The following is a 17,531-nucleotide window of genomic DNA, read 5'->3' on the forward strand; positions in this document are numbered from 1 at the left end:
TTTCGAGCAAGCAGTGAGCCAAGCTCAAGGCTCCGTCGATCAGTATTCCTGACACTTCATGGTGTCGTCTGAGTTTGTCTACCAACGCGACCTCGTCGCGGCTGCCCAAGGAGCATCTGATGCCCGCCCTTCCTGATTTAGAAACTTCGCGGCGGGGCGTACTCGCGGTCGGCGCAGCGGGGGCAGTCGTCGCGTCCACTCCGGCGATCGCGGCCCCGCCAGCCGCACCGCGCGGGCAAGTGCCGGTCGCGCAAGTGTCCTTGCGGATCAACGGCGCCACGAAGACGCTGAAACTCGACCCGCGCACTACTCTGCTGGATGCTCTTCGCGAGCATCTGCATCTGACCGGCACCAAGAAAGGCTGCGATCATGGCCAGTGTGGTGCCTGCACGGTGATCGTCAACGATCGGCGTATCAACTCCTGCCTCAGCCTGGCACTGCAGCACGAAGGCGACGAGGTCACCACGATCGAGGGACTCGGCACTCCGGACAACCTGCACCCGATGCAGGCGGCCTTCGTTAAGCATGACGGCTTTCAGTGCGGCTACTGCACGCCCGGCCAGATCTGCTCGGCCGTTGGCGTTCTCGACGAGATCAAGCGCGGTGTGCCCAGCCAAGTTCAGGCTGACCTGTCGCAGGCGCCCCAAGCCACCAACATGGAAATGCGCGAACGGATGAGCGGCAACATCTGCCGGTGCGGCGCTTACTCGAACATCGCCGAGGCCATGGCCGAGGTCGCAGGAGCCAAGGCATGAAGGCTTTCACATACGAACGCGCGAAGGAACCGGTCGCGGCCGCGCGCGCTGCGGCCAAGCCGGGCGCCAAGTTCCTTGCGGGCGGCACCAACCTGCTCGACCTGATGAAGATCGAGATCGAGGCGCCGACGCACCTGATCGACGTGCAGGACCTGGGCTTCGACAAGATCGAGGCGACCCCTGATGGCGGCTTGCGCATCGGTGCGCTGGTGACCAACACCGACATGGCCGCCGACCAGCGCGTCCGCCGCGACTACCCGCTGCTGACCCGCGCCACCGTCGCCGGGGCGAGCGGCCAGTTGCGCAACAAGGCTACAACGGCGGGCAACCTGCTGCAACGCACGCGCTGTCCTTACTTCTATGACCCCAACATGCCGTGCAACAAGCGCAAGCCAGGTTCGGGATGTGGAGCGCTGGGCGGATACTCGCGCCAGCTGGCGATCGTCGGCTCGAGCGATGCGTGTATCGCGACGCACCCCTCCGACATGGCGGTGGCGATGCGTGCGCTCGATGCGGTGGTCGAGACAGTGAACCCGCAGGGCACGACCCGTGCGATCCCTATCGCAGATTTTCACCGTCTGCCGGGCGACACGCCCCACATCGAGACTGCGTTGACGCTTGGCGAGCTCATCACCGCCGTCACCTTGCCCAAGCCGATCGGCGGTAAGCAGGTGTACGAGAAAGTCCGCGATCGCGCGTCCTATGCGTTCGCGCTCGTATCGGTGGCCGCGGTGATCCAGAGCGACGGCACGGGGCGCGTGGCGCTCGGCGGCGTGGCCCACAAACCCTGGCGGGTTGAGGCTGCCGACGCGGTGATGCCGCAGGGCGCAAAGGCCGTTGCGGGTGCGTTGCTCGCGGGCGCCAAGCCCACTCACGACAATGCATTCAAGGTCCCACTCGTCGAAAGAACGCTGGCGGGCATCATGACACAGGCGAGGGCCGCATGAAGTTCGAAACACCCGCAGAGACCAACCCCATCGACCGCCTGAAGGTGGTCGGCCAGGCGCACGAGCGCATCGACGGCCCTCTGAAGACGAGCGGCCAAGCGACATATGCCTACGAGCATCACCGTGAGGTGCCCAAGGTCGCCTACGGCTACGTCGTCGGCTCCGCTGTCGGCAAGGGCCGGATCAAGGCGCTCAACCTCGACGAGGCCCGCCGTGCGCCCGGCGTCGTCACCATCGTCACCGCGCAGGAGGCCGGTCCGCTGGGCAAGGGCGACCGGAACACCGCCAAGCTTCTGGGCGGACCGGAGGTGGACCATTATCACCAGGCCATCGCGGTCGTCGTGGCCGAGACCTTCGAACAGGCGCGTGCCGCTGCTGCGCTGGTGCGCGTCGATTACGAGCGCATCAATGGACGCTTCAACCTGGACGAGCTTCTGAAGACGGCGCCGCTGACCGGCGGTGACAGCAAGGAGGGAAGTGAGTCCCCACCAGAGCACCGCGTCGGCAAGTTCGAAGAGGCCTTTGCCGCAGCACCGGTAAAGCTAGACCAGCGGTACGCTACGCCCGATCAGAGCCACGCGATGATGGAGCCGCACGCGACGATCGCGGCTTGGGAAGGCGACCAGCTGACGCTCTGGACATCGAACCAGATGATTGCCTGGAACAAGGCCGACATGGCCAAGACGCTAGGCATCCCAAAGGAAAAGGTGCGCCTGATCTCCCCGTATGTGGGCGGTGGCTTTGGCGGCAAGCTGTTCCTGCGTTCGGACTCGGTGCTCGCCGCGCTAGCGGCTCGTGCGGCCCAGCGCCCGGTGAAGCTCGCCTTGCAGCGGCCGCTCATGGCCAACAACACGACCCACCGCCCGGCGACGCGCCAGCGCGTGCGTATCGGTGCCACCAAGGACGGCACCATCACCGCGATCGCGCATGAGAGCGGATCGGGCGATCTCGAGAATGGCGGCCCTGAGACGGCCGTCAACCAGACCGAGCTGCTCTACGCTGGCGCTAACCGGCTGACGTCGATGCGGCTTGCGGTGCTCGATCTGCCGGAAGGCAACGCGATGCGTGCGCCGGGCGAAGCTCCTGGCCTGATGGCGCTGGAGATCGCGGTCGACGAGATGGCCGAGCAACTCGGCATGGATCCGATTGCCTTCCGCATCAAGAACGACACGCAAGTCGACCCCAAGACGCCGACGCGCAAGTTCTCGGAGCGTAATCTTATCCGCTGCCTGCAAGAGGGTGCGGAACGCTTCGGCTGGGACAAGCGCAAGGCCAAACCGGCCCAGTCGCGCGACGGGCGCTGGCTGGTCGGCATGGGCGTGGCGGCTGCCTTCCGCAACCACATCAGCCGGCCATCGGGTGCTCGGGTTCGGCTCGGCACTGACGGCATGGTCACGATCGAGAGCGACATGACCGACATCGGCACCGGCAGCTACACCATCATGGCGCAGACCGCGGCCGAGATGATGGGCCTGCCGCTGGAGAAGGTCGTGGTGAAGCTTGGAGATTCGAGCTTTCCGGCTTCGGCGGGTTCGGGCGGTCAGTGGGGCGCGGCCAACTCGACGGCAGGTGTCTATGCGGCCTGCGTGAAGCTTCGCGAAGCCGTTGCGCAGCGTCTTGGCTTCAACTCCGCCGATGCCGTCTTCGAGGAGGGGCAGGTGAAGAGCGGCAACCGCACCGCGGCGCTGGCGGATGCTACCAAGAGCGGAGAACTCCTGGCCGAGGACAAGATCGAATACGGAAAGCTGGGCAAGACCTACCAGCAGTCCACGTTCGGCGCGCACTTCGTCGAGGTGGGCGTGGATGCGTATACGGGCGTCACCCGCGTGCGGCGCATGCTCGCGGTGTGCGCAGCCGGCCGGATCCTCAACCCGCAAACGGCGCGCAGCCAGGTGATCGGCGCGATGACTATGGGTGTCGGCGGCGCGCTGATGGAGGAACTGGCGGTCGACACGCGGTTCGGCTTCTTCGTCAACCACGACCTTGCCGGGTACGAAGTGCCGGTGCATGCCGATATCCCGCACCAGGAGGTCATCTTCCTGGACGAGGCGGACGCCACCGCCAATCCGCTCAAGGCCAAGGGCGTGGGCGAACTGGGGCTCTGCGGGGTCGGCGCGGCCGTCGCGAACGCGATCTACAATGCGACGGGCGTGCGCGTGCGCGATTACCCGATCACGCTGGAGAAGCACCTGGAGCGTCTGCCGACGATTACCTGAGGCGAGACGCTTGCAACCAGTCGTGAATGCCTCCACCTGCCGTCAGGCGGAGGCATCGTCCGGGGCGCTGGGTTGGATGACGAGGTTCTGCTCGCGTGCCTGGAAGACGCGGCTGTACGGCGGGACGTCATGCGTCAGCCACACGTTCCCGCCGATCTCTGATCCGGTCCCGATGGTGACCCGGCCCAGGATGGTTGCACCGGCGTAGATGACCACGTTGTTCTCGATCACCGGATGGCGCGGCAGCGACTTGATCAGCGCGCCCGTGGGTCCGAGCGGGAAGTTCTTCGCTCCCAGGGTGACGCCCTGGTAGATGCGCACGTTGTCGCCCAGGATCGCGGTCTCACCGATCACCACGCCGGTACCGTGGTCGATAAAGAATCCCTCGCCGATCTGCGCACCGGGGTGGATGTCGATGCCGGTCTGCCCGTGCGAGATCTCGGAGATGATACGCGCCACCAGTGGTGCGCCGAGCAGGTGCAGCTCGTGCGCCAATCGATGGTGGATAATTGCCAAGAGGCCTGGAAAGCAGATCAGCACCTCGTCCAGGCTGCGCGCAGAAGGATCGCCGCGGAACGCTGCTTCGATATCGATGTCGAGCAGACGCCGGATCTCGGGCAGACGGCGACCGAGCGCGAGGACGATCTGCGTCGCACGATCGTCGATGCTGTCGCGCTCGTCGTCGGGGCTGGAGTACGTCAGTTCCAGGCGTACTTGCGCCTGCAGCCGGCTGAAGGCGATTTGCAGCGTCTGGGTGACGAACTTGTCCTCGTTGTGCAGGCGCACGAAGTCGGGGCCGAGCCTGAGCGGAAACAGCGCGCCGCACAGCTCTTCCACCACTTTCGCCAGGCGCACGCGCGAGGGAAAGCTCTCGACGCCGTACTCGGCATGTTGCGCATTGATCGTGCGCCATTCGTGCCGGATCTGCGCCAACTGCCCAACGATGCCCTGGACGTTCCAGAGGTCGCCATCGGCTTCCGGCGTCAACATAATGGAGAGCGGCGGGCTCTGTTGATCGGGCTCACTTTCCATTCGGCTGATCCTCGTAAACTCGGCCATGGACGACGTCCGAGTTGCTGTTCCAGAGTAATGTCGTTGAGGTCGAAAGGTTACCGGCTGCCGGCCATGTGTTGCCCCCTGAGAGCCGGACGACCCCTTGCATCTAAATACCCCACTAAGTTGATAGACAATAGCCGTCAAGGGCGCCATCGCCACCGGAGTTGCTGCAACACGCTGGCGTGCCTAAGGATCATCCGGTGAGCCAGGATCGTTCGAACATGCCCGACCCTGAGGCGAGTCCTCAACCTGTCGCCAAGCCGAACCGCAGAGCCCGGCGTAGCAGCATGGAGCTTCGCGAGCTGATCCTGGCGTCGGCCCGCGCCGAGTTCCAATACGCCGGCTATTCGGGCGCGACTACGGCCGCGATCGCTCGCGGTGCCGGTGTCACCGAAACGCAGCTGTTCCGGATGTTCCAGTCCAAGGCCGCGTTGTTTCGCGCGGCCGTTTTCGAGCCGCTCGACGATGCATTCGCCGTGTTCAACGATGCGCGCTTTCGGCTGATCGAGCCGGGCAAGCACAACTCGTTGCCCGACACGCAGGCCTACATTGCGGACTTGATGGCTTTCATCGAGGCAAACCGCGAGATGCTTGTGCCGTTGCTTGCGGCGCAGCTCGTCGATGGCGGGCAGGTCGAGGGCGTTGCAGGGGTCGGCGGCCTGCGCACGTACTTCGATCTCGGGTCGGCGCACCTGGCGCACAACACGCGCGACTTGTCGAAGCAGCGGTCCGATACGATCGTGCGCGTGTCGTTCGCGGCGGTGCTGGCGGTGGTGCTGTTCCGCGACTGGCTGTTCCCGTCGAACGATGGTGACGAGGCCGCGATGTCGGCGGCGCTCGCCGACTTTTTCGTCAATGGTCTCGGCGTCAGTCGCTGACGCGTTGAATGCCGCTGAAAGCTTCCGGGATGCTGGACGCTCCAGGTCAGCTTGATAAGAAGGCGTGATGATCCAGAAGACTGCGCTCATCATCCGGCACGTGCCGTACGAAGGCGTCGCCGCCTACCGCGAGCCGATCGAGGCGGCGGGCTACCATGTCGATCGCATCGACGTGAGCGATCCGGTGTTCGCGACCCTCGACCTGACACAGCATGACCTGCTCATCATGATGGGCGGACCGATGGGGGTGTACGAGACCGAGGCCCATCCCTGGATTGCGATCCAGATCGAACGGCTCGCCCAGCGCCTTGAGGCTGACCGGCCCACGCTGGGCGTGTGTCTCGGTGCGCAGATGATTGCGGCGGCGATGGGCGCGACGGTCTATCCCGGTCCTGCGAAGGAAGTCGGCTTCCATCCGGTTCGGGTGCATGATCATGCCTTGACCAGCCCGCTTCGGCACGTGGTCGATGTGCCGGTGCTCCACTGGCACGGGGACACCTTCACGCTTCCCGAAGGCGTGGAATTGCTCGCTTCCAGCCACGTCTACGAACATCAGGCCTTTCGCCGCGGATCGAACATCCTGGCGCTGCAGTTTCACGCCGAGATGGGCCTCGACCCGCGCTTCAACGACTGGATCGAGCAATGGCCCGGGTGCATCGTCGAAGCGGGCCAGGATGAAGCCAGCATGCGTGCGGCGCACGACCGCCTCGGCCCCGCGGCCGTGGCTGCAGGCCAGGCGATGATCGCGGAGTGGCTTGAAGGGCTGGACTGACCTTTAGCTGCTTGCACGCGCTAGCTCCGGCGCCAGCGCCCGGCCGTCGTTGCCGACGCCCAGGTGGCCCAGAAGAACGCGGCGGATGGCTGCGGCGTGTTCCAACTGATCGGCATCGGTGTCTCGCGTTGCGTTGGGCAGGTCGGCGACGATGACGCCTCCATCGAGGACGATGATCCGGTCTGCCAGGGCAATTGCCTCATCGACATCATGGGTGACGAGCAGCACCGCCGGGTTGTGGATGCTGACCAGCCGTTTCACCAGTACATGCATTTTGATCCGGGTCAGCGCGTCGAGTGCGCCGAATGGCTCGTCCGCCAGCAGCAGTTCGGGCTCGCGCCCCAGCGAGCGGGCGAGCGCGACCCGTTGTTGCTCGCCGCCCGACAGCTCATGCGGCCACGCGTTCTCGCGGCCGGCAAGGCCGACTTCCGCCAGAGCATCCAAACCCCGCTGACGTGCGTCCGATCCTCTCAGCCCAAGAATGACGTTGTCGATCAGCTGCCGCCAGGGGAGCAGCCGCGAGTCCTGGAAGACGACGGATATTTTCTCGGGCACGTAAAGCTCGCCACTGCCGCTCGCCTCGTGATCGAGATCGGCGATGGCGCGCAGCAGCGTGCTTTTGCCCGATCCGCTGCGTCCCAAAAGTGCGATGAACTCACCCGGCGCAATGTCGAGGTCCAAGCCGTTGAGCACACCTTTGACCGTGAAGCGCCGGATCAGGTTGCGGACCCGCACGATCGGGCCGGTGGTTGCCTGATCGCTCACTGGCCGAGCGTCCGACGCCAGGACAGGACCTTCTTCTCGACTAGGCGTACGGCGCAGTCCGACACGAGGCCCAGCACGGCATAGAGTATCAGGCCGACCAGCATGACGTCCGACTGCGCGTAGTTGCGGGCCAGGTTGATCATGTAGCCGATGCCGCTGGTGGTGTTGATCTGCTCCACCACGACCAGGCTGACCCAGGCGGCCATGACGCCGAAGCGCAGGCCCAGCATGATCCCGGGCAGCGCGCCGGGCAGCACGACGTGGCGCAGATATTCCAGGTAGCTGATCCGCATCGTCTCGGCGAGTTCGACGAAGCGCAAGTCGATGCCGCGCAAGGCATTGTGGGTGTGGACGTAGATCGGCAGGAACACGAAAACGCTGATCATCGTCACCTTCATGGTCTCGCCCACGCCGAACCACAGGATGAAGAAGGGGATGAGAGCCAGCGTCGGGATCGCTCGCTTGAGCTGAATGACACTGTCGAACAAGTAGCCTCCGACCAGGCTGAGCCCCGAGAGGAAAGCGACCGCGACGCCCAGGGTCGCACCGAAGAACAGTCCTTCAAGGGCGCGCAGCGTGGAGATGATCACGTTGTGGTGGAGGTGCCCGTCCTGCAGCAACTCGATGCCAGTGGTCAGCGCCACCCAGGGCGCGGGCAGGATGCGGCTGTCTATGAACCCGCTGATGGAGCCAATCGCCCAGTAGGTCAGCAGAAGCGCCGGCCCGAGCAGCCAACCATAGCCCCATGCTTTGGGCAAGCCGAGCCGGTACTTGCCGCGCTCCAGCTGCGGCACGGACGGCACGCCTTCCAGCACCGGACGCGGTCGGTGATATCCGAGCCCCGGCGGCGGTCCGGCATGCTTCGGGAAGGGCGGGTGGAGGAGTTCTGCCGTGGATGCCATGGGGGGTGATCCTTGCTCAGCCTACGAGGTTGCGGCGGAGGGAAGCGGTGTGCGGCTACGAACGGCCGATCGCATCGGCGGCGATGCTCTGGAAGCGGCGGTCGAAGATTTCGGCAGCGGGGAAGGGCTTCTTGTCCATCTCGCGTGCCATGAAGTCGATCGTCTGCTGTTCGACCGTGATGGCCTCGTTCCAGCTGCGGGGGATGTCGGACTGCCCACTCTCGCGGATCACGAGGGCGGCGTCGGCCGGGCTCAAGCCCTGATCCTGGACGTAATAGAGGTCCGCCCATTCTTCCGGGTGCGTGTCGATCCAGACTTGCGCGCGGGCCCAGAGCTTCACGTAGGCCCGGATCGCAGCGGCCTTCGCCGGATCGCGCAGGGTCTCGGTGCGGACGTAGAGCACGCCTGGATCGTCGCGGAAGCTACCATGGCCGATCACTTTGGCGCCTTCCGCACCATATTTGGCCAGGTAGCGGCGCGCTTGCAGGCCGGCCCCGATCGGTGCCGCGTCGACCTGCTTGGCCGCGAGCGCGCTGAGGTAGGTGTCGGTCGCGGCGGGAAGGTCGACTAGGGTCACCTCCTCCTGTCGGATGCCGGCCTTGGCCAACGTGCTCAGGACGACAAAGCCTTGCGCCTGGCCCGGGCTATAGGCGATGCGCTTGCCTCTAAGGTCGGCCACGTCGGCGACCGAGCTGCCCGGCGCCGTGCCGATTGCGTAGAGCGGATAGCGCCAGGGCTCGGTGCGGAACCTCCAGGCGACGATCTTGACCGGAATGCCGACCCACACGCCATGAATCGGCGGGATGTTGGCCGCCGATCCCACATCGAGCGCCTTGGCCTGGAACGCCTCGGTCACGCCCGGCCCGCCGGTGATCTGTGCGAATTGCACCTTGAACGGCAGGTCTTTCAGCCATCCGTTCCGCTCCAGCACCTTCTGTGTCAGCGGATCTCCGACGACCAGAGTGGTTCCGGCGGGCACGCGCTCCGGAATCGGGGCATCGAGCGAAAGGCCAGCAGCCTGTGCAGCATCGCCGCGGAACAGATGCGCGAGCAACGGGATGAACGCGAGCAAAACCAAGACGATCGAGATGATCGTCCCAACGTCACGTCCACGGATCGCTCGATGCGGCACTTAAGACTCCTGCAGCTTTCAACCATACTGGCCAGATATGATTTGGCGCGTCAAGTGCTGTCTGCAGTGGGATGGTTGGCTTAGGCGCGACACATCGACGCCGTGCCGGAGCAGCTATGTGGCGGCTAACGTTCGGCGTGCCCGGCGGGGAAACTAAAGCATAGAGTGATGCTAGGAGTGGCGCGCTCAGGCGCCGTGCGCCGAGCGGCTTGGTATGTCGATCGGGCGAACCAGGCGTCGCATGCGCTACCAGCGCAGCAAACATCTATGCCTGGAGAGGATCAGACCTCGGCTTGCGCCATTCCGCCGGCCGCTTCCTCGCGCAGGGCGTCGGCTAGCGTGCGATTATCGAGGATGCTGGTGGTCGCGTCGCGCACTTCGGCGAAGAGCGCGCGCAGCTGACATAAGTGCTCGTCCTGGCAGTCCTCGCAGCGCTGGTAGAAGTTGCGGCTGACGCAGGGCAGCATGGCCAGCGGTCCGTCGGTAATCCGCACGACTTCGCCGAAGGTGATGAGGTCGGCCGGTCGTGCGAGCTGGTAGCCGCCCATGTTGCCGCGCGTGCTCTTCACCAGGCCCACCCGGCGAAGATCGGACATGATCGACTCCAGGAATTTGCGCGGGATCTTCTCCTGCTCGGAGATGAGGGATACCTGCCGTGTCGCTCCCTTGGCCCTCGCGATGTTCAGAAGAGCCTTCAGCGCATACCGGCCGCGTTGGGAAAGCATGCGGAGTGGACACCTTGCAAGGTCTTGCGCACAACCGCTGGCGCGCCGACGACCGGATCGCGGCGGATATATGTCAACCGCCGACCTCTCGCAACCCGCAGGCGCGGGCCTGACAGGCGCGCCGGTGTGTCGCCTTCAGGTCAGGCCGAAGCTCGCAGAAAAGGCGCTTCCGCGTTCCCAGATCGCTGGAAACCACGCCTGTCCGCTGTCGTCACGCCAGGCATGCAGACCGCCACGCACGTTGAACACCTGCGTGTAGCCAAGGCTCTGGAGGCTCCATGTCGCGAGCGCCCCGCGGTTGCCTCCGGCGCAATAGATGACCAGCGGATCGTGCTTGCCCTCTACGGCGTCGGTGATCAGGTACTCGAGCCGGCCCCGGCTGAGGTGCAGAGCGCCACCCAATGGAGGGTTGCGCAACAGTTCATCCTCGTCGCGCACGTCGATCAGCAGCGCGCCTTGTGCCACTTTCGCGCGAGCTTCGGCGGGCGAGATCTCGCGGATCTGCTGGCGCGCGCGATCGGCAAGTTCGTGAAGGTCATGGTAGTCAGGCATCGTGACCCTCCCGTGCATGACAGGGGGACGGGTCTCGCAATTCGAGCTTGCTTGCATTCGCCATTGTTCGTCTCCCGGGTTCAGGAGTCACGAGACCTGACGTTGTCGCCTGAGTTCGTGCGTTGCATCCGAGCCTTGGTTCGAGGCACATCTCGTTCCGTAGCAGAGTTGTTCTACCATAATGGTAGACAAATGCCAGCCTAGTTCGGGTGTCGCATGGCGAAGTTATGCTTTGTCCGTCGCATGAAGCGCACGCACCGGCACGTTGCGCCGGGCTTAGCGCGAAGTCCCCCTGCGACCATCACGCCGGTCGCAGGGGGGGCGGGGCAGATTACTGGTCGTCGAGCGTGTAGAACAAATCGCCCGAGATCTGCTCGGAGACGTAGCCATCCGGACCGACCGGAGTGCTGGTGCCCACGGTGGTCCTGCGCACGATGCGCTCTTCCTCGAAGTGCTCCCAGTCGACCGGACCCCAGTGGCTGGTGGCGCGGTTGTCCCAGACGACGATCGAGTTGGGGCTCCAGTTGAAGCGCGCCTGGATCTGTGCGTGACCGGCCAGCTCGTTGCGCAGATAGGTGAGCAGCGCCTCGCTCTCGCCTTCGTTGAAGCCGTCGATGTACTTGATGAAGCCGGGGCTCAGGAACAGCGACTTGTGGCCCGTCTCCGGATGCACCCGCACGAGCGGATGGCGCGAAAGGTAAGCGCCGGTCGGGCGGCCATCGTCGCGCGGCGGCGGCGGATAGCCGCGGAAGGCGTCGTCGCGACCGTGGACCGCCTTGAGGTTCTCGATCACGTCGCGGAACGCTGGCGAGAGGCTGTTGTACAGCGCCTCCAGGTTCACGAACAGCGTGTCACCACCCGCTACCGGGCCTTCCAGGATGCGCAGGAAGGTGATGTCGCTGGGGTTGGCGACGAACGTGATGTCGGTGTGCCAGCCGCGCCCCTCGCGTGGGCGGCCGAAGGCCCGCAGGTGCTTCTTCTGCACATCGTCGAACACGCTGGGCCGATCGCGCTGGACCGACTTCACGTTTTCCATGACCTGCACCGGTCCGCCGACGCGGCCGTTGGTGATCGGGTGCGCCGGGGTGACTCCCCCGAAGTAGCTGGAAAAGCGGATGTGCTGCTCGTCATTGATGGGCTGGTCGCGGAAGAACAGGACCTTGTAGCGCAGCAGCTTGCGGCGCAACTTGGCGACCGTTTCGCCATCGAGTTCTTCGCGCAAGTCGATCCCGCTGACTTCGGCACCGATCACCGGAGTGACTTGAGTGAACTTGAGATTGTCGACGGAGTTCGCCGAGGTCTTCTGCCGTTCGAGCACGTCTGTGGTCATGGTCTGCTCCTCTTCATCAAATCGGGTTGGGAATCATCAAGCCGCGTCTTCACGCGCAGCGTCGGCGACAAGCGCGTAGCTGTTGGCGGGGCGCTCCAGACCGAGGTTCTCTCGTAGCGTGGTGCCCTCGTACTCGGTGCGGAACAGGCCGCGGCGCTGCAGGATCGGCACGACCTGGTCGATGAAGTCGGTGAGGCCGGTCGGCAGGATCGGCGGCATGATGTTAAAGCCGTCCGCCGCGCCTTGCTCGAACCACAGCTGGATCGCGTCGGCGGTCTGCTCGGGCGTGCCCACGAAAACGCGATGGCCGCGTGCCGTTGCCAGCGTCCGGTAAAGTTCGCGCAAGGTCGGCTGTTCGCGCTCGACGTAATCCGTGACGAGCTTCAGCCGGCTCTTGTTACCGTTCGTCTCGACCGGCAGCGGTGGTGCCCGGTCGTCGAGCGAATAGGCGCTGAGATCGGCGCCTTGGTAATGGCGCGTCAGGATGTTCCAGGCCGTGTCGGGATGGACCAGCGACTGAATCTCTTCATAGTTGGCCTGGGCTTCGGCCTCTGTTCCGCCGAGCACCGGGAAGATGCCGGGCATGATCAGCAACTGCTCGGGTGCGCGGCCGAAGCGGGGCAGGCGGCTCTTCACGTCCGCGTAGAATTCCTGCGCATCCTCCAGTGTGAGGTTGGCCGTGAAGATCACTTCGGACGTTCGCGCGGCGAGGTCGCGCCCGGCTTCCGAGGCGCCGGCCTGTACGATGACCGGATAGCCTTGCGGCGGCCGCCCGACGTTGAGCAGCCCGCGCACGTTGAAGTGCGCGCCTGCAAATTCGACGGAGTGCACCTTGTCGGGATCGACGTAGATCCCGCTTTCCTTGTCGCGTACGAAGGCATCGTCCTCGTACGTGTCCCAGAGTGCCTTGGTGACCGCCAGGAACTCCTCTGCGCGCTCGTATCGCAAGGCGTGATCGGGATGGCGGTCGAGCCCGAAGTTGGCGGCGACGTCGGCGCCCGTGGTGACCACGTTCCACGCCGCGCGCCCACCCGAGATCCAGTCCAGCGAGGCGAATTTGCGCGCAAGCGTGTAGGGATCCTCGTACGTCGTCGATGCCGTTGCGACGAAGCCGACGTGGCTCGTCACTTGGCTGAGTGCGGCCCAGAGCGTCACCGGCTCGAACTTGGCGCCCTGCGAGCTGCGTGACAGCGCTTCGGGCTCTGCCTTCAAGCCGGCGCCCGGGCTGTCGGCAACGAACACCATGTCGAACTTCCCGCGCTCGGCCGTCTGCGCCAGCTCGCGGTAGTGCGCGATGTTGAGCCCGGCGTCGGCTTGCGACGCGGGATGGCGCCAGGCGGCGGCATGATGACCGCTCGCCATCAGGAACGCGCCGAGGCGCAGCTTGCGGGATTGGCTCATCGGATCAACACCCTCCAGGAGACACTCTGTCGATCTAAAGTTTCATATCATATCGGGTGAGTCAAGATTGCTTGTCGCTTCGTGGGATTGGGTTAGTGGGCGCGGATTTCTTGCAGATTGTACGCCCGAGGGCCTTACTTAGAAAATCTAACTTAGCTCAAAGGAGAACTAATCTACACCATGTAAGTAGGAATGGATATTGCCTCGCTCGACCAAACGAGGGGGTATTGTCGATGATTACAGTTTCTCGGCTTCGCACGGAGCTTCGTGCCAGTGTTGCGGCACGCGGCATCCTGAGCGGGATGAGCTTGGCTTCGGTGCTGAGCCTTTCGACGCCGGCGCATGCCGAGGCCGAAGCGAGCGTCGCGCTTGCGGCAGCAGCAGACGACGACGCCGGCGAGGCAATTGTCGTCACCGCGCGCCACCGGGACGAGAAGCTGCAGGACGTGCCGCTATCGATCAGCGCGCTGTCGGGAGATACCGTCCGTACCGAGAAGCTCGACCGTTTGCAGGACTTCGCGCAGAAGATCCCGAACTTTAATCCCTACACCTCGAACCCGCGCACCTCGGCGCTGTCGATCCGCGGCGTGGGCGGGATCAACGGCGGCAGTGACGGTTCGGAGTCAGGCGTGGGCCTGATCGTCGACAACGTCTTCTACACCTACGTCGGCTTTGCCTGGGGGCCGCTCTACGATGTCGCCGGCCTGGAAGTGGCGCGCGGTCCACAAGGCACGCTGCTGGGCAAGAACACCACCGTGGGCGCGGTAATCGTGCGCAATGCGGCGCCCAGCTTCGATGCTTCCAGCGAGCTGGAGGTGAGCGCGGGCAACCATAACAGTCTGCAAGTGCGCGGCTACAGCACCGGCGCGCTGATCCCCGACAAGCTGGCCTATCGCGTCAGCTTCCTGCGCGACAAGCAGGACGGCTTTTTCCCCAACAACTCGCCGCTGATCAACGACGATCGGCGCAGCACGGTCGACTTCCAGGACGTCAACCGCTGGGGTGTGCGCGGGCAGCTGCTGTGGACACCCACCGATGCGATCTCGAGCCGCCTAATCGTCGATCACACCGAGACGCGTGAGTTCAACAACTACGGCGGCATCGTCGCATCGCCACTCACCCGGTACAACAACGGCGCGCCCTATCGCACGTATGCGACGAAGCTGGCGCAGCTCTATGGACTGACCAACCTCGACACCGATCCGTACACCGGAGACAGCACCAATCCCTCGCGGCTGTCGTCCTATACCACCGGTGTGTCGAACGAGCTGAACATCGACCTGGGCGGCGTGGACCTTACATCGGTAACGGCGTTCCGCAGCTTCCGGCTCTATCCCCGCAACAGCCAGGGCAGCTACGGCCTCTATCTGTACAGCCTGGGCTACGACAACGACAACAAGTTCTGGTCTCAGGAGATCCGCCTGGCCTCCAAGCCGGGCGATCTCTTTGATTGGCAAGTCGGCGCTTATGCGTTGAAGGACAAGCGCAATTCGAATGACCGGATCATCTTCGGCAAGGACGCAGCGGGCTTCTACGGGACCACGCTGCCGGCCGCGTTCACCGCGCGCGTGCCGATCACGATCAACCCGAACGTGCTGGACGGCCTGGAGTACGATCAGCAGGGCCTGGCGAGCACCAAGAGCATCGCCGCATTCGGGCAAGGCACGGTGCATATCGCACCCTGGTTCGACCTGACGGCCGGCGTGCGGTTTACCCACGAGACGCGCAAGGGATCGAACACCGGCTTCTCGTTTAACGGCGCGCAGGGGCTGACAGCGGCAGAGACAACGCAGCAGACCAATCTCTTGCGCAGCCTGTTCGGTGGCTACTTCAGCCTGGCCGACAAGCAGAGCAACAACTCATGGTCTTGGCTGGTGAACCCCAGTCTCAAGATCACGCCGGACCTGCTGCTCTACGGCTCGGTCGCGCGCGGCGTGAAGTCGGGCGCGGTGAATACGGTCGCGGTGCCCGTCTACTCCGGTTCCACGGTTGTGGGCGCCACGCCGGTGATCACCGAACCGGAGACCTCGCTGGACTTCGAAGCGGGGTTCAAGTCGGGTTGGTTCGGGAACCGCGTGACCCTGAACGTCAATGCCTATCAAAACACGATCAAGAACTACCAGGGTTCGATCACCGACACGTCATCGTTCTTCGACGCCACCGGAACGAACATCCCCAAGCTGTACCTCGGCAACATCGCCAAGGTGCGGCTGCGCGGCATCGAGTTCGAGGGCAACTGGCAGGTGACCGACGGAGTGCAGTTCCACACCGCCGCCGCGGTGTTGGACGCCAAGTACCTCGACTATGTTAACTCGGGCGCGCCGGTCGATTACCAGTACGCCGGCGGTCCCAAGACGATCGACCTGTCCGGTCGCAAGATCCCCAATGTGCCGCCATGGACGTTGAACTTCGGCGTTAACTTTGAGCGGCCGATCGGAACGATCCAGGGCCAGGACGTGGCGCTGTTCGGCTTCGTCAACGAGGCGCTGACGGGCAAGACCCGCTTCAGCGATGCGGGATCTGAGATCTGGCTGGGGCAGAAGAGCTATGGCCTGACAAACGCCAGCATCGGTGTGAAGCAGATTGACGGACGGTTCACGATTTCGCTGTGGGTGAAGAACCTGCTCGACAAGAAGTACACCCAAAACAAGACCCTGGGGACGACCAATACGGTGCCGACTTGGCTGCTGGGTGACCCGCGCACCTTTGGGGTGCGCGCCTCCTTCAAGATCGACTGAGGGCAAGCCGTGGTGGCAGCTGGCGACAAGCTCAACATATGCGAAGTGGAGGAGGCCGCGCCCCTTGGTAGGGCGGCTTTCCCCATCACCACGGCTTTAGCCACCACTGCCAGAGCTGAGCTTTTGAAGTCTTCCAGCCGCCCTACGGGCTTACATGAGCTCAACCACCCCGCAGGCGGCTCCACTCGGCTGCGGGCGCATGCGGCAGACCGACGTCGAGCAGTCCCAGCACGCCGGGCCGCGCGGCCTTGATCTGGTGCAGCGCGTTGACCGCGGGCAGGGCGGTCATGGTGTCCCACTCGTGATTGCCCCAGTGGCTGGGCGGCGTGTAGCGCACGCGGGTGTCGACGTTGGGCTCGCCTTCGATGATGACGCGGTGCTGATCGTCGTCGATCTCCCAGTTCTCGACGAGCTTGCGGGTGAGATACCAGACCACCGTGGCGGTGATCACCGTCTTGCCGCCGACCTTGCCGCGCCAGCCGCCACGCAGCGCCGCGTTGCTGCCCTTCTCCATGACGAACCAGCCGAGGTCGACGCGCTCGGCGGCGCTGGCGTATTCGATGAAGAACTCGACATCGTCGAACGTATAGCCCAGCGCCTCGCCCATGCGCACGGCAACGTCGCGGAACATGACAAGCCAGGTCTGCGCGGCCTGGCGAGTTTCGTCCGTGGCCTCGGGCTCGCCCATGCCCAGGAAGCTCCAGGTCTCAACGGATTCGTAGACCGAGCAGTCGGCGGACTCGATCAGCGTCAGCGACTGGACATCGCGGCACACCGCCGTCTGCGCGATGGCGATGGCGTTGATCCACCCCGGATTTATGCCGCTGATGTAGAGCGAACTGTTGCCGCGCTGGCAGGCCGCCTCCAGCCGCTCGCGCACTTCGCCTTGGATGCCGCCGACGTGGAAGAACAAGTTGGTGCTGACGACATCGGCGCCGCTCTCCAGCAGGCGTACGGTCTGATCGACGTCGCCGGTGAAGGGCGTGTAGACGACACTGTCGGGCTTGAGCGCGAGCAGTGCGTCGATGTCGCTGGTGGCGAGGACGCCGGTCTGCGGGCGCCCGCACAAAGTGCCGGCATCAACCCCGACCTTGTCGGCCGAGTGCGCGAACACGCCGACCAGCTCAAGCCGCGGATCGTCGAGGATTGCCCGGAGCGCGAGCTTGCCTACCTTGCCCGTGTTCCACTGAATGACTTTCAGCTTGTCCATGTCGTCTCCCGCTTGTCTCTGCGCTCGTGCGCTATCGTGGCTCAGAGTGGCGGAAACGGTGGCGAAGGCAATCGCGGTGGCGATATGCCGTCCGTGCCCTGAGCTGGCGCGCCTCGGGAGGGTCACGCTGGATGGCTCGCAGTTTACCTAAC

General features: G+C 64.6%; 15 protein-coding genes. 6 read left to right on the forward strand and 9 right to left on the reverse strand.

The annotated features are described in order from the left end of the window. Positions 1–119 precede the first annotated feature (119 nt). Genes paoA through paoC form a run of 3 tightly spaced genes read left to right on the forward strand, consistent with a single transcriptional unit; the run spans position 120 to position 3,918 of the window. Entirely contained in the window at positions 120–755 is a 636-nt protein-coding gene (gene paoA / locus GV044_RS11605; RefSeq protein WP_159869697.1) for an aldehyde dehydrogenase iron-sulfur subunit PaoA, read from the forward strand. Further along, positions 752–1,702 carry a xanthine dehydrogenase family protein subunit M gene (locus GV044_RS11610; protein ID WP_159869700.1) on the forward strand — a complete coding sequence of 317 codons (951 nt, stop codon included), beginning with the start codon at positions 752–754 and terminating at the stop codon, positions 1,700–1,702. The genes paoA and GV044_RS11610 overlap by 4 nt, the downstream gene beginning before the upstream one ends. After that, the gene (gene paoC / locus GV044_RS11615; RefSeq protein ID WP_159869703.1) at positions 1,699–3,918 is read left to right on the forward strand and encodes an aldehyde oxidoreductase molybdenum-binding subunit PaoC; all 2,220 of its coding nucleotides are present in this window, start codon (positions 1,699–1,701) and stop codon (positions 3,916–3,918) included. The genes GV044_RS11610 and paoC overlap by 4 nt, the downstream gene beginning before the upstream one ends. A gap of 42 nt (positions 3,919–3,960) precedes the next feature. On the opposite strand, the gene epsC is transcribed toward paoC, so the two are convergent. Then, entirely contained in the window at positions 3,961–4,908 is a 948-nt protein-coding gene (gene epsC / locus GV044_RS11620; RefSeq protein WP_159871402.1) for a serine O-acetyltransferase EpsC, read from the reverse strand. Positions 4,909–5,261: 353 nt separating this feature from the next. On the opposite strand from epsC, the gene GV044_RS11625 reads away from it, so the two are divergent. After that, positions 5,262–5,852 (forward strand): TetR/AcrR family transcriptional regulator, encoded by a 591-nt coding sequence (locus GV044_RS11625; RefSeq protein ID WP_236554886.1) that lies wholly within the window; start codon positions 5,262–5,264, stop codon positions 5,850–5,852. 67 nt (positions 5,853–5,919) lie between these two features. Continuing rightward, complete coding sequence (locus GV044_RS11630) at positions 5,920–6,624, forward strand: glutamine amidotransferase (protein ID WP_159869709.1); 705 nt, start codon at positions 5,920–5,922, stop codon at positions 6,622–6,624. A gap of 3 nt (positions 6,625–6,627) precedes the next feature. Here the strand turns inward: GV044_RS11630 and GV044_RS11635 are convergent, their stop codons facing one another. From GV044_RS11635 to GV044_RS11665, 7 genes are all read right to left on the reverse strand, one after another. Beyond that, positions 6,628–7,305, reverse strand: coding sequence for an ABC transporter ATP-binding protein (locus tag GV044_RS11635; protein ID WP_371741594.1), 678 nt, complete (start codon positions 7,303–7,305; stop codon positions 6,628–6,630). Positions 7,306–7,385: 80 nt separating this feature from the next. Further along, positions 7,386–8,291, reverse strand: coding sequence for an ABC transporter permease (locus tag GV044_RS11640; protein ID WP_159869715.1), 906 nt, complete (start codon positions 8,289–8,291; stop codon positions 7,386–7,388). 55 nt (positions 8,292–8,346) lie between these two features. Next, on the reverse strand, positions 8,347–9,423 hold the full coding sequence (locus tag GV044_RS11645) for an ABC transporter substrate-binding protein (RefSeq protein WP_159869718.1): 1,077 nt from the start codon (positions 9,421–9,423) through the stop codon (positions 8,347–8,349). Between the two features lie 281 nt (positions 9,424–9,704). After that, positions 9,705–10,148, reverse strand: a complete 444-nt coding sequence (locus GV044_RS11650; protein WP_159869721.1) for an Rrf2 family transcriptional regulator — start codon at positions 10,146–10,148, stop codon at positions 9,705–9,707. A gap of 135 nt (positions 10,149–10,283) precedes the next feature. Further along, on the reverse strand, positions 10,284–10,700 hold the full coding sequence (locus GV044_RS11655) for a rhodanese-like domain-containing protein (protein ID WP_159869724.1): 417 nt from the start codon (positions 10,698–10,700) through the stop codon (positions 10,284–10,286). Positions 10,701–11,031: 331 nt separating this feature from the next. After that, on the reverse strand, positions 11,032–12,030 hold the full coding sequence (locus GV044_RS11660) for a TauD/TfdA family dioxygenase (RefSeq protein ID WP_159869727.1): 999 nt from the start codon (positions 12,028–12,030) through the stop codon (positions 11,032–11,034). 36 nt (positions 12,031–12,066) lie between these two features. Beyond that, entirely contained in the window at positions 12,067–13,431 is a 1,365-nt protein-coding gene (locus GV044_RS11665; RefSeq protein WP_159869730.1) for an LLM class flavin-dependent oxidoreductase, read from the reverse strand. A gap of 302 nt (positions 13,432–13,733) precedes the next feature. On the opposite strand from GV044_RS11665, the gene GV044_RS11670 reads away from it, so the two are divergent. Further along, positions 13,734–16,169, forward strand: coding sequence for a TonB-dependent receptor (locus GV044_RS11670; RefSeq protein ID WP_159869733.1), 2,436 nt, complete (start codon positions 13,734–13,736; stop codon positions 16,167–16,169). A 160-nt stretch (positions 16,170–16,329) separates the two neighbouring features. On the opposite strand, the gene GV044_RS11675 is transcribed toward GV044_RS11670, so the two are convergent. After that, on the reverse strand, positions 16,330–17,379 hold the full coding sequence (locus GV044_RS11675) for a hypothetical protein (protein ID WP_159869736.1): 1,050 nt from the start codon (positions 17,377–17,379) through the stop codon (positions 16,330–16,332). Between the last annotated feature and the right edge of the window lie 152 nt (positions 17,380–17,531).

Source organism: Novosphingobium sp. 9U (genome assembly GCF_902506425.1).
Taxonomy (GTDB): Bacteria; Pseudomonadota; Alphaproteobacteria; order Sphingomonadales; family Sphingomonadaceae; genus Novosphingobium.

Excerpts from the sequence above, each read along its gene's own strand:
- paoA (WP_159869697.1), top strand. The coding sequence starts at position 120 with ATGCCCGCCCTTCCTGATTTAGAAACTTCGCGGCGGGGCGTACTCGCG.
- GV044_RS11610 (WP_159869700.1), top strand. The coding sequence starts at position 752 with ATGAAGGCTTTCACATACGAACGCGCGAAGGAACCGGTCGCGGCCGCG.
- paoC (WP_159869703.1), top strand. The coding sequence starts at position 1,699 with ATGAAGTTCGAAACACCCGCAGAGACCAACCCCATCGACCGCCTGAAG.
- epsC (WP_159871402.1), bottom strand. The coding sequence starts at position 4,908 with ATGTTGACGCCGGAAGCCGATGGCGACCTCTGGAACGTCCAGGGCATC.
- GV044_RS11625 (WP_236554886.1), top strand. The coding sequence starts at position 5,262 with ATGGAGCTTCGCGAGCTGATCCTGGCGTCGGCCCGCGCCGAGTTCCAA.
- GV044_RS11630 (WP_159869709.1), top strand. The coding sequence starts at position 5,920 with ATGATCCAGAAGACTGCGCTCATCATCCGGCACGTGCCGTACGAAGGC.
- GV044_RS11640 (WP_159869715.1), bottom strand. The coding sequence starts at position 8,291 with ATGGCATCCACGGCAGAACTCCTCCACCCGCCCTTCCCGAAGCATGCC.
- GV044_RS11650 (WP_159869721.1), bottom strand. The coding sequence starts at position 10,148 with ATGCTTTCCCAACGCGGCCGGTATGCGCTGAAGGCTCTTCTGAACATC.
- GV044_RS11655 (WP_159869724.1), bottom strand. The coding sequence starts at position 10,700 with ATGCCTGACTACCATGACCTTCACGAACTTGCCGATCGCGCGCGCCAG.
- GV044_RS11660 (WP_159869727.1), bottom strand. The coding sequence starts at position 12,030 with ATGACCACAGACGTGCTCGAACGGCAGAAGACCTCGGCGAACTCCGTC.
- GV044_RS11665 (WP_159869730.1), bottom strand. The coding sequence starts at position 13,431 with ATGAGCCAATCCCGCAAGCTGCGCCTCGGCGCGTTCCTGATGGCGAGC.
- GV044_RS11670 (WP_159869733.1), top strand. The coding sequence starts at position 13,734 with ATGAGCTTGGCTTCGGTGCTGAGCCTTTCGACGCCGGCGCATGCCGAG.
- GV044_RS11675 (WP_159869736.1), bottom strand. The coding sequence starts at position 17,379 with ATGGACAAGCTGAAAGTCATTCAGTGGAACACGGGCAAGGTAGGCAAG.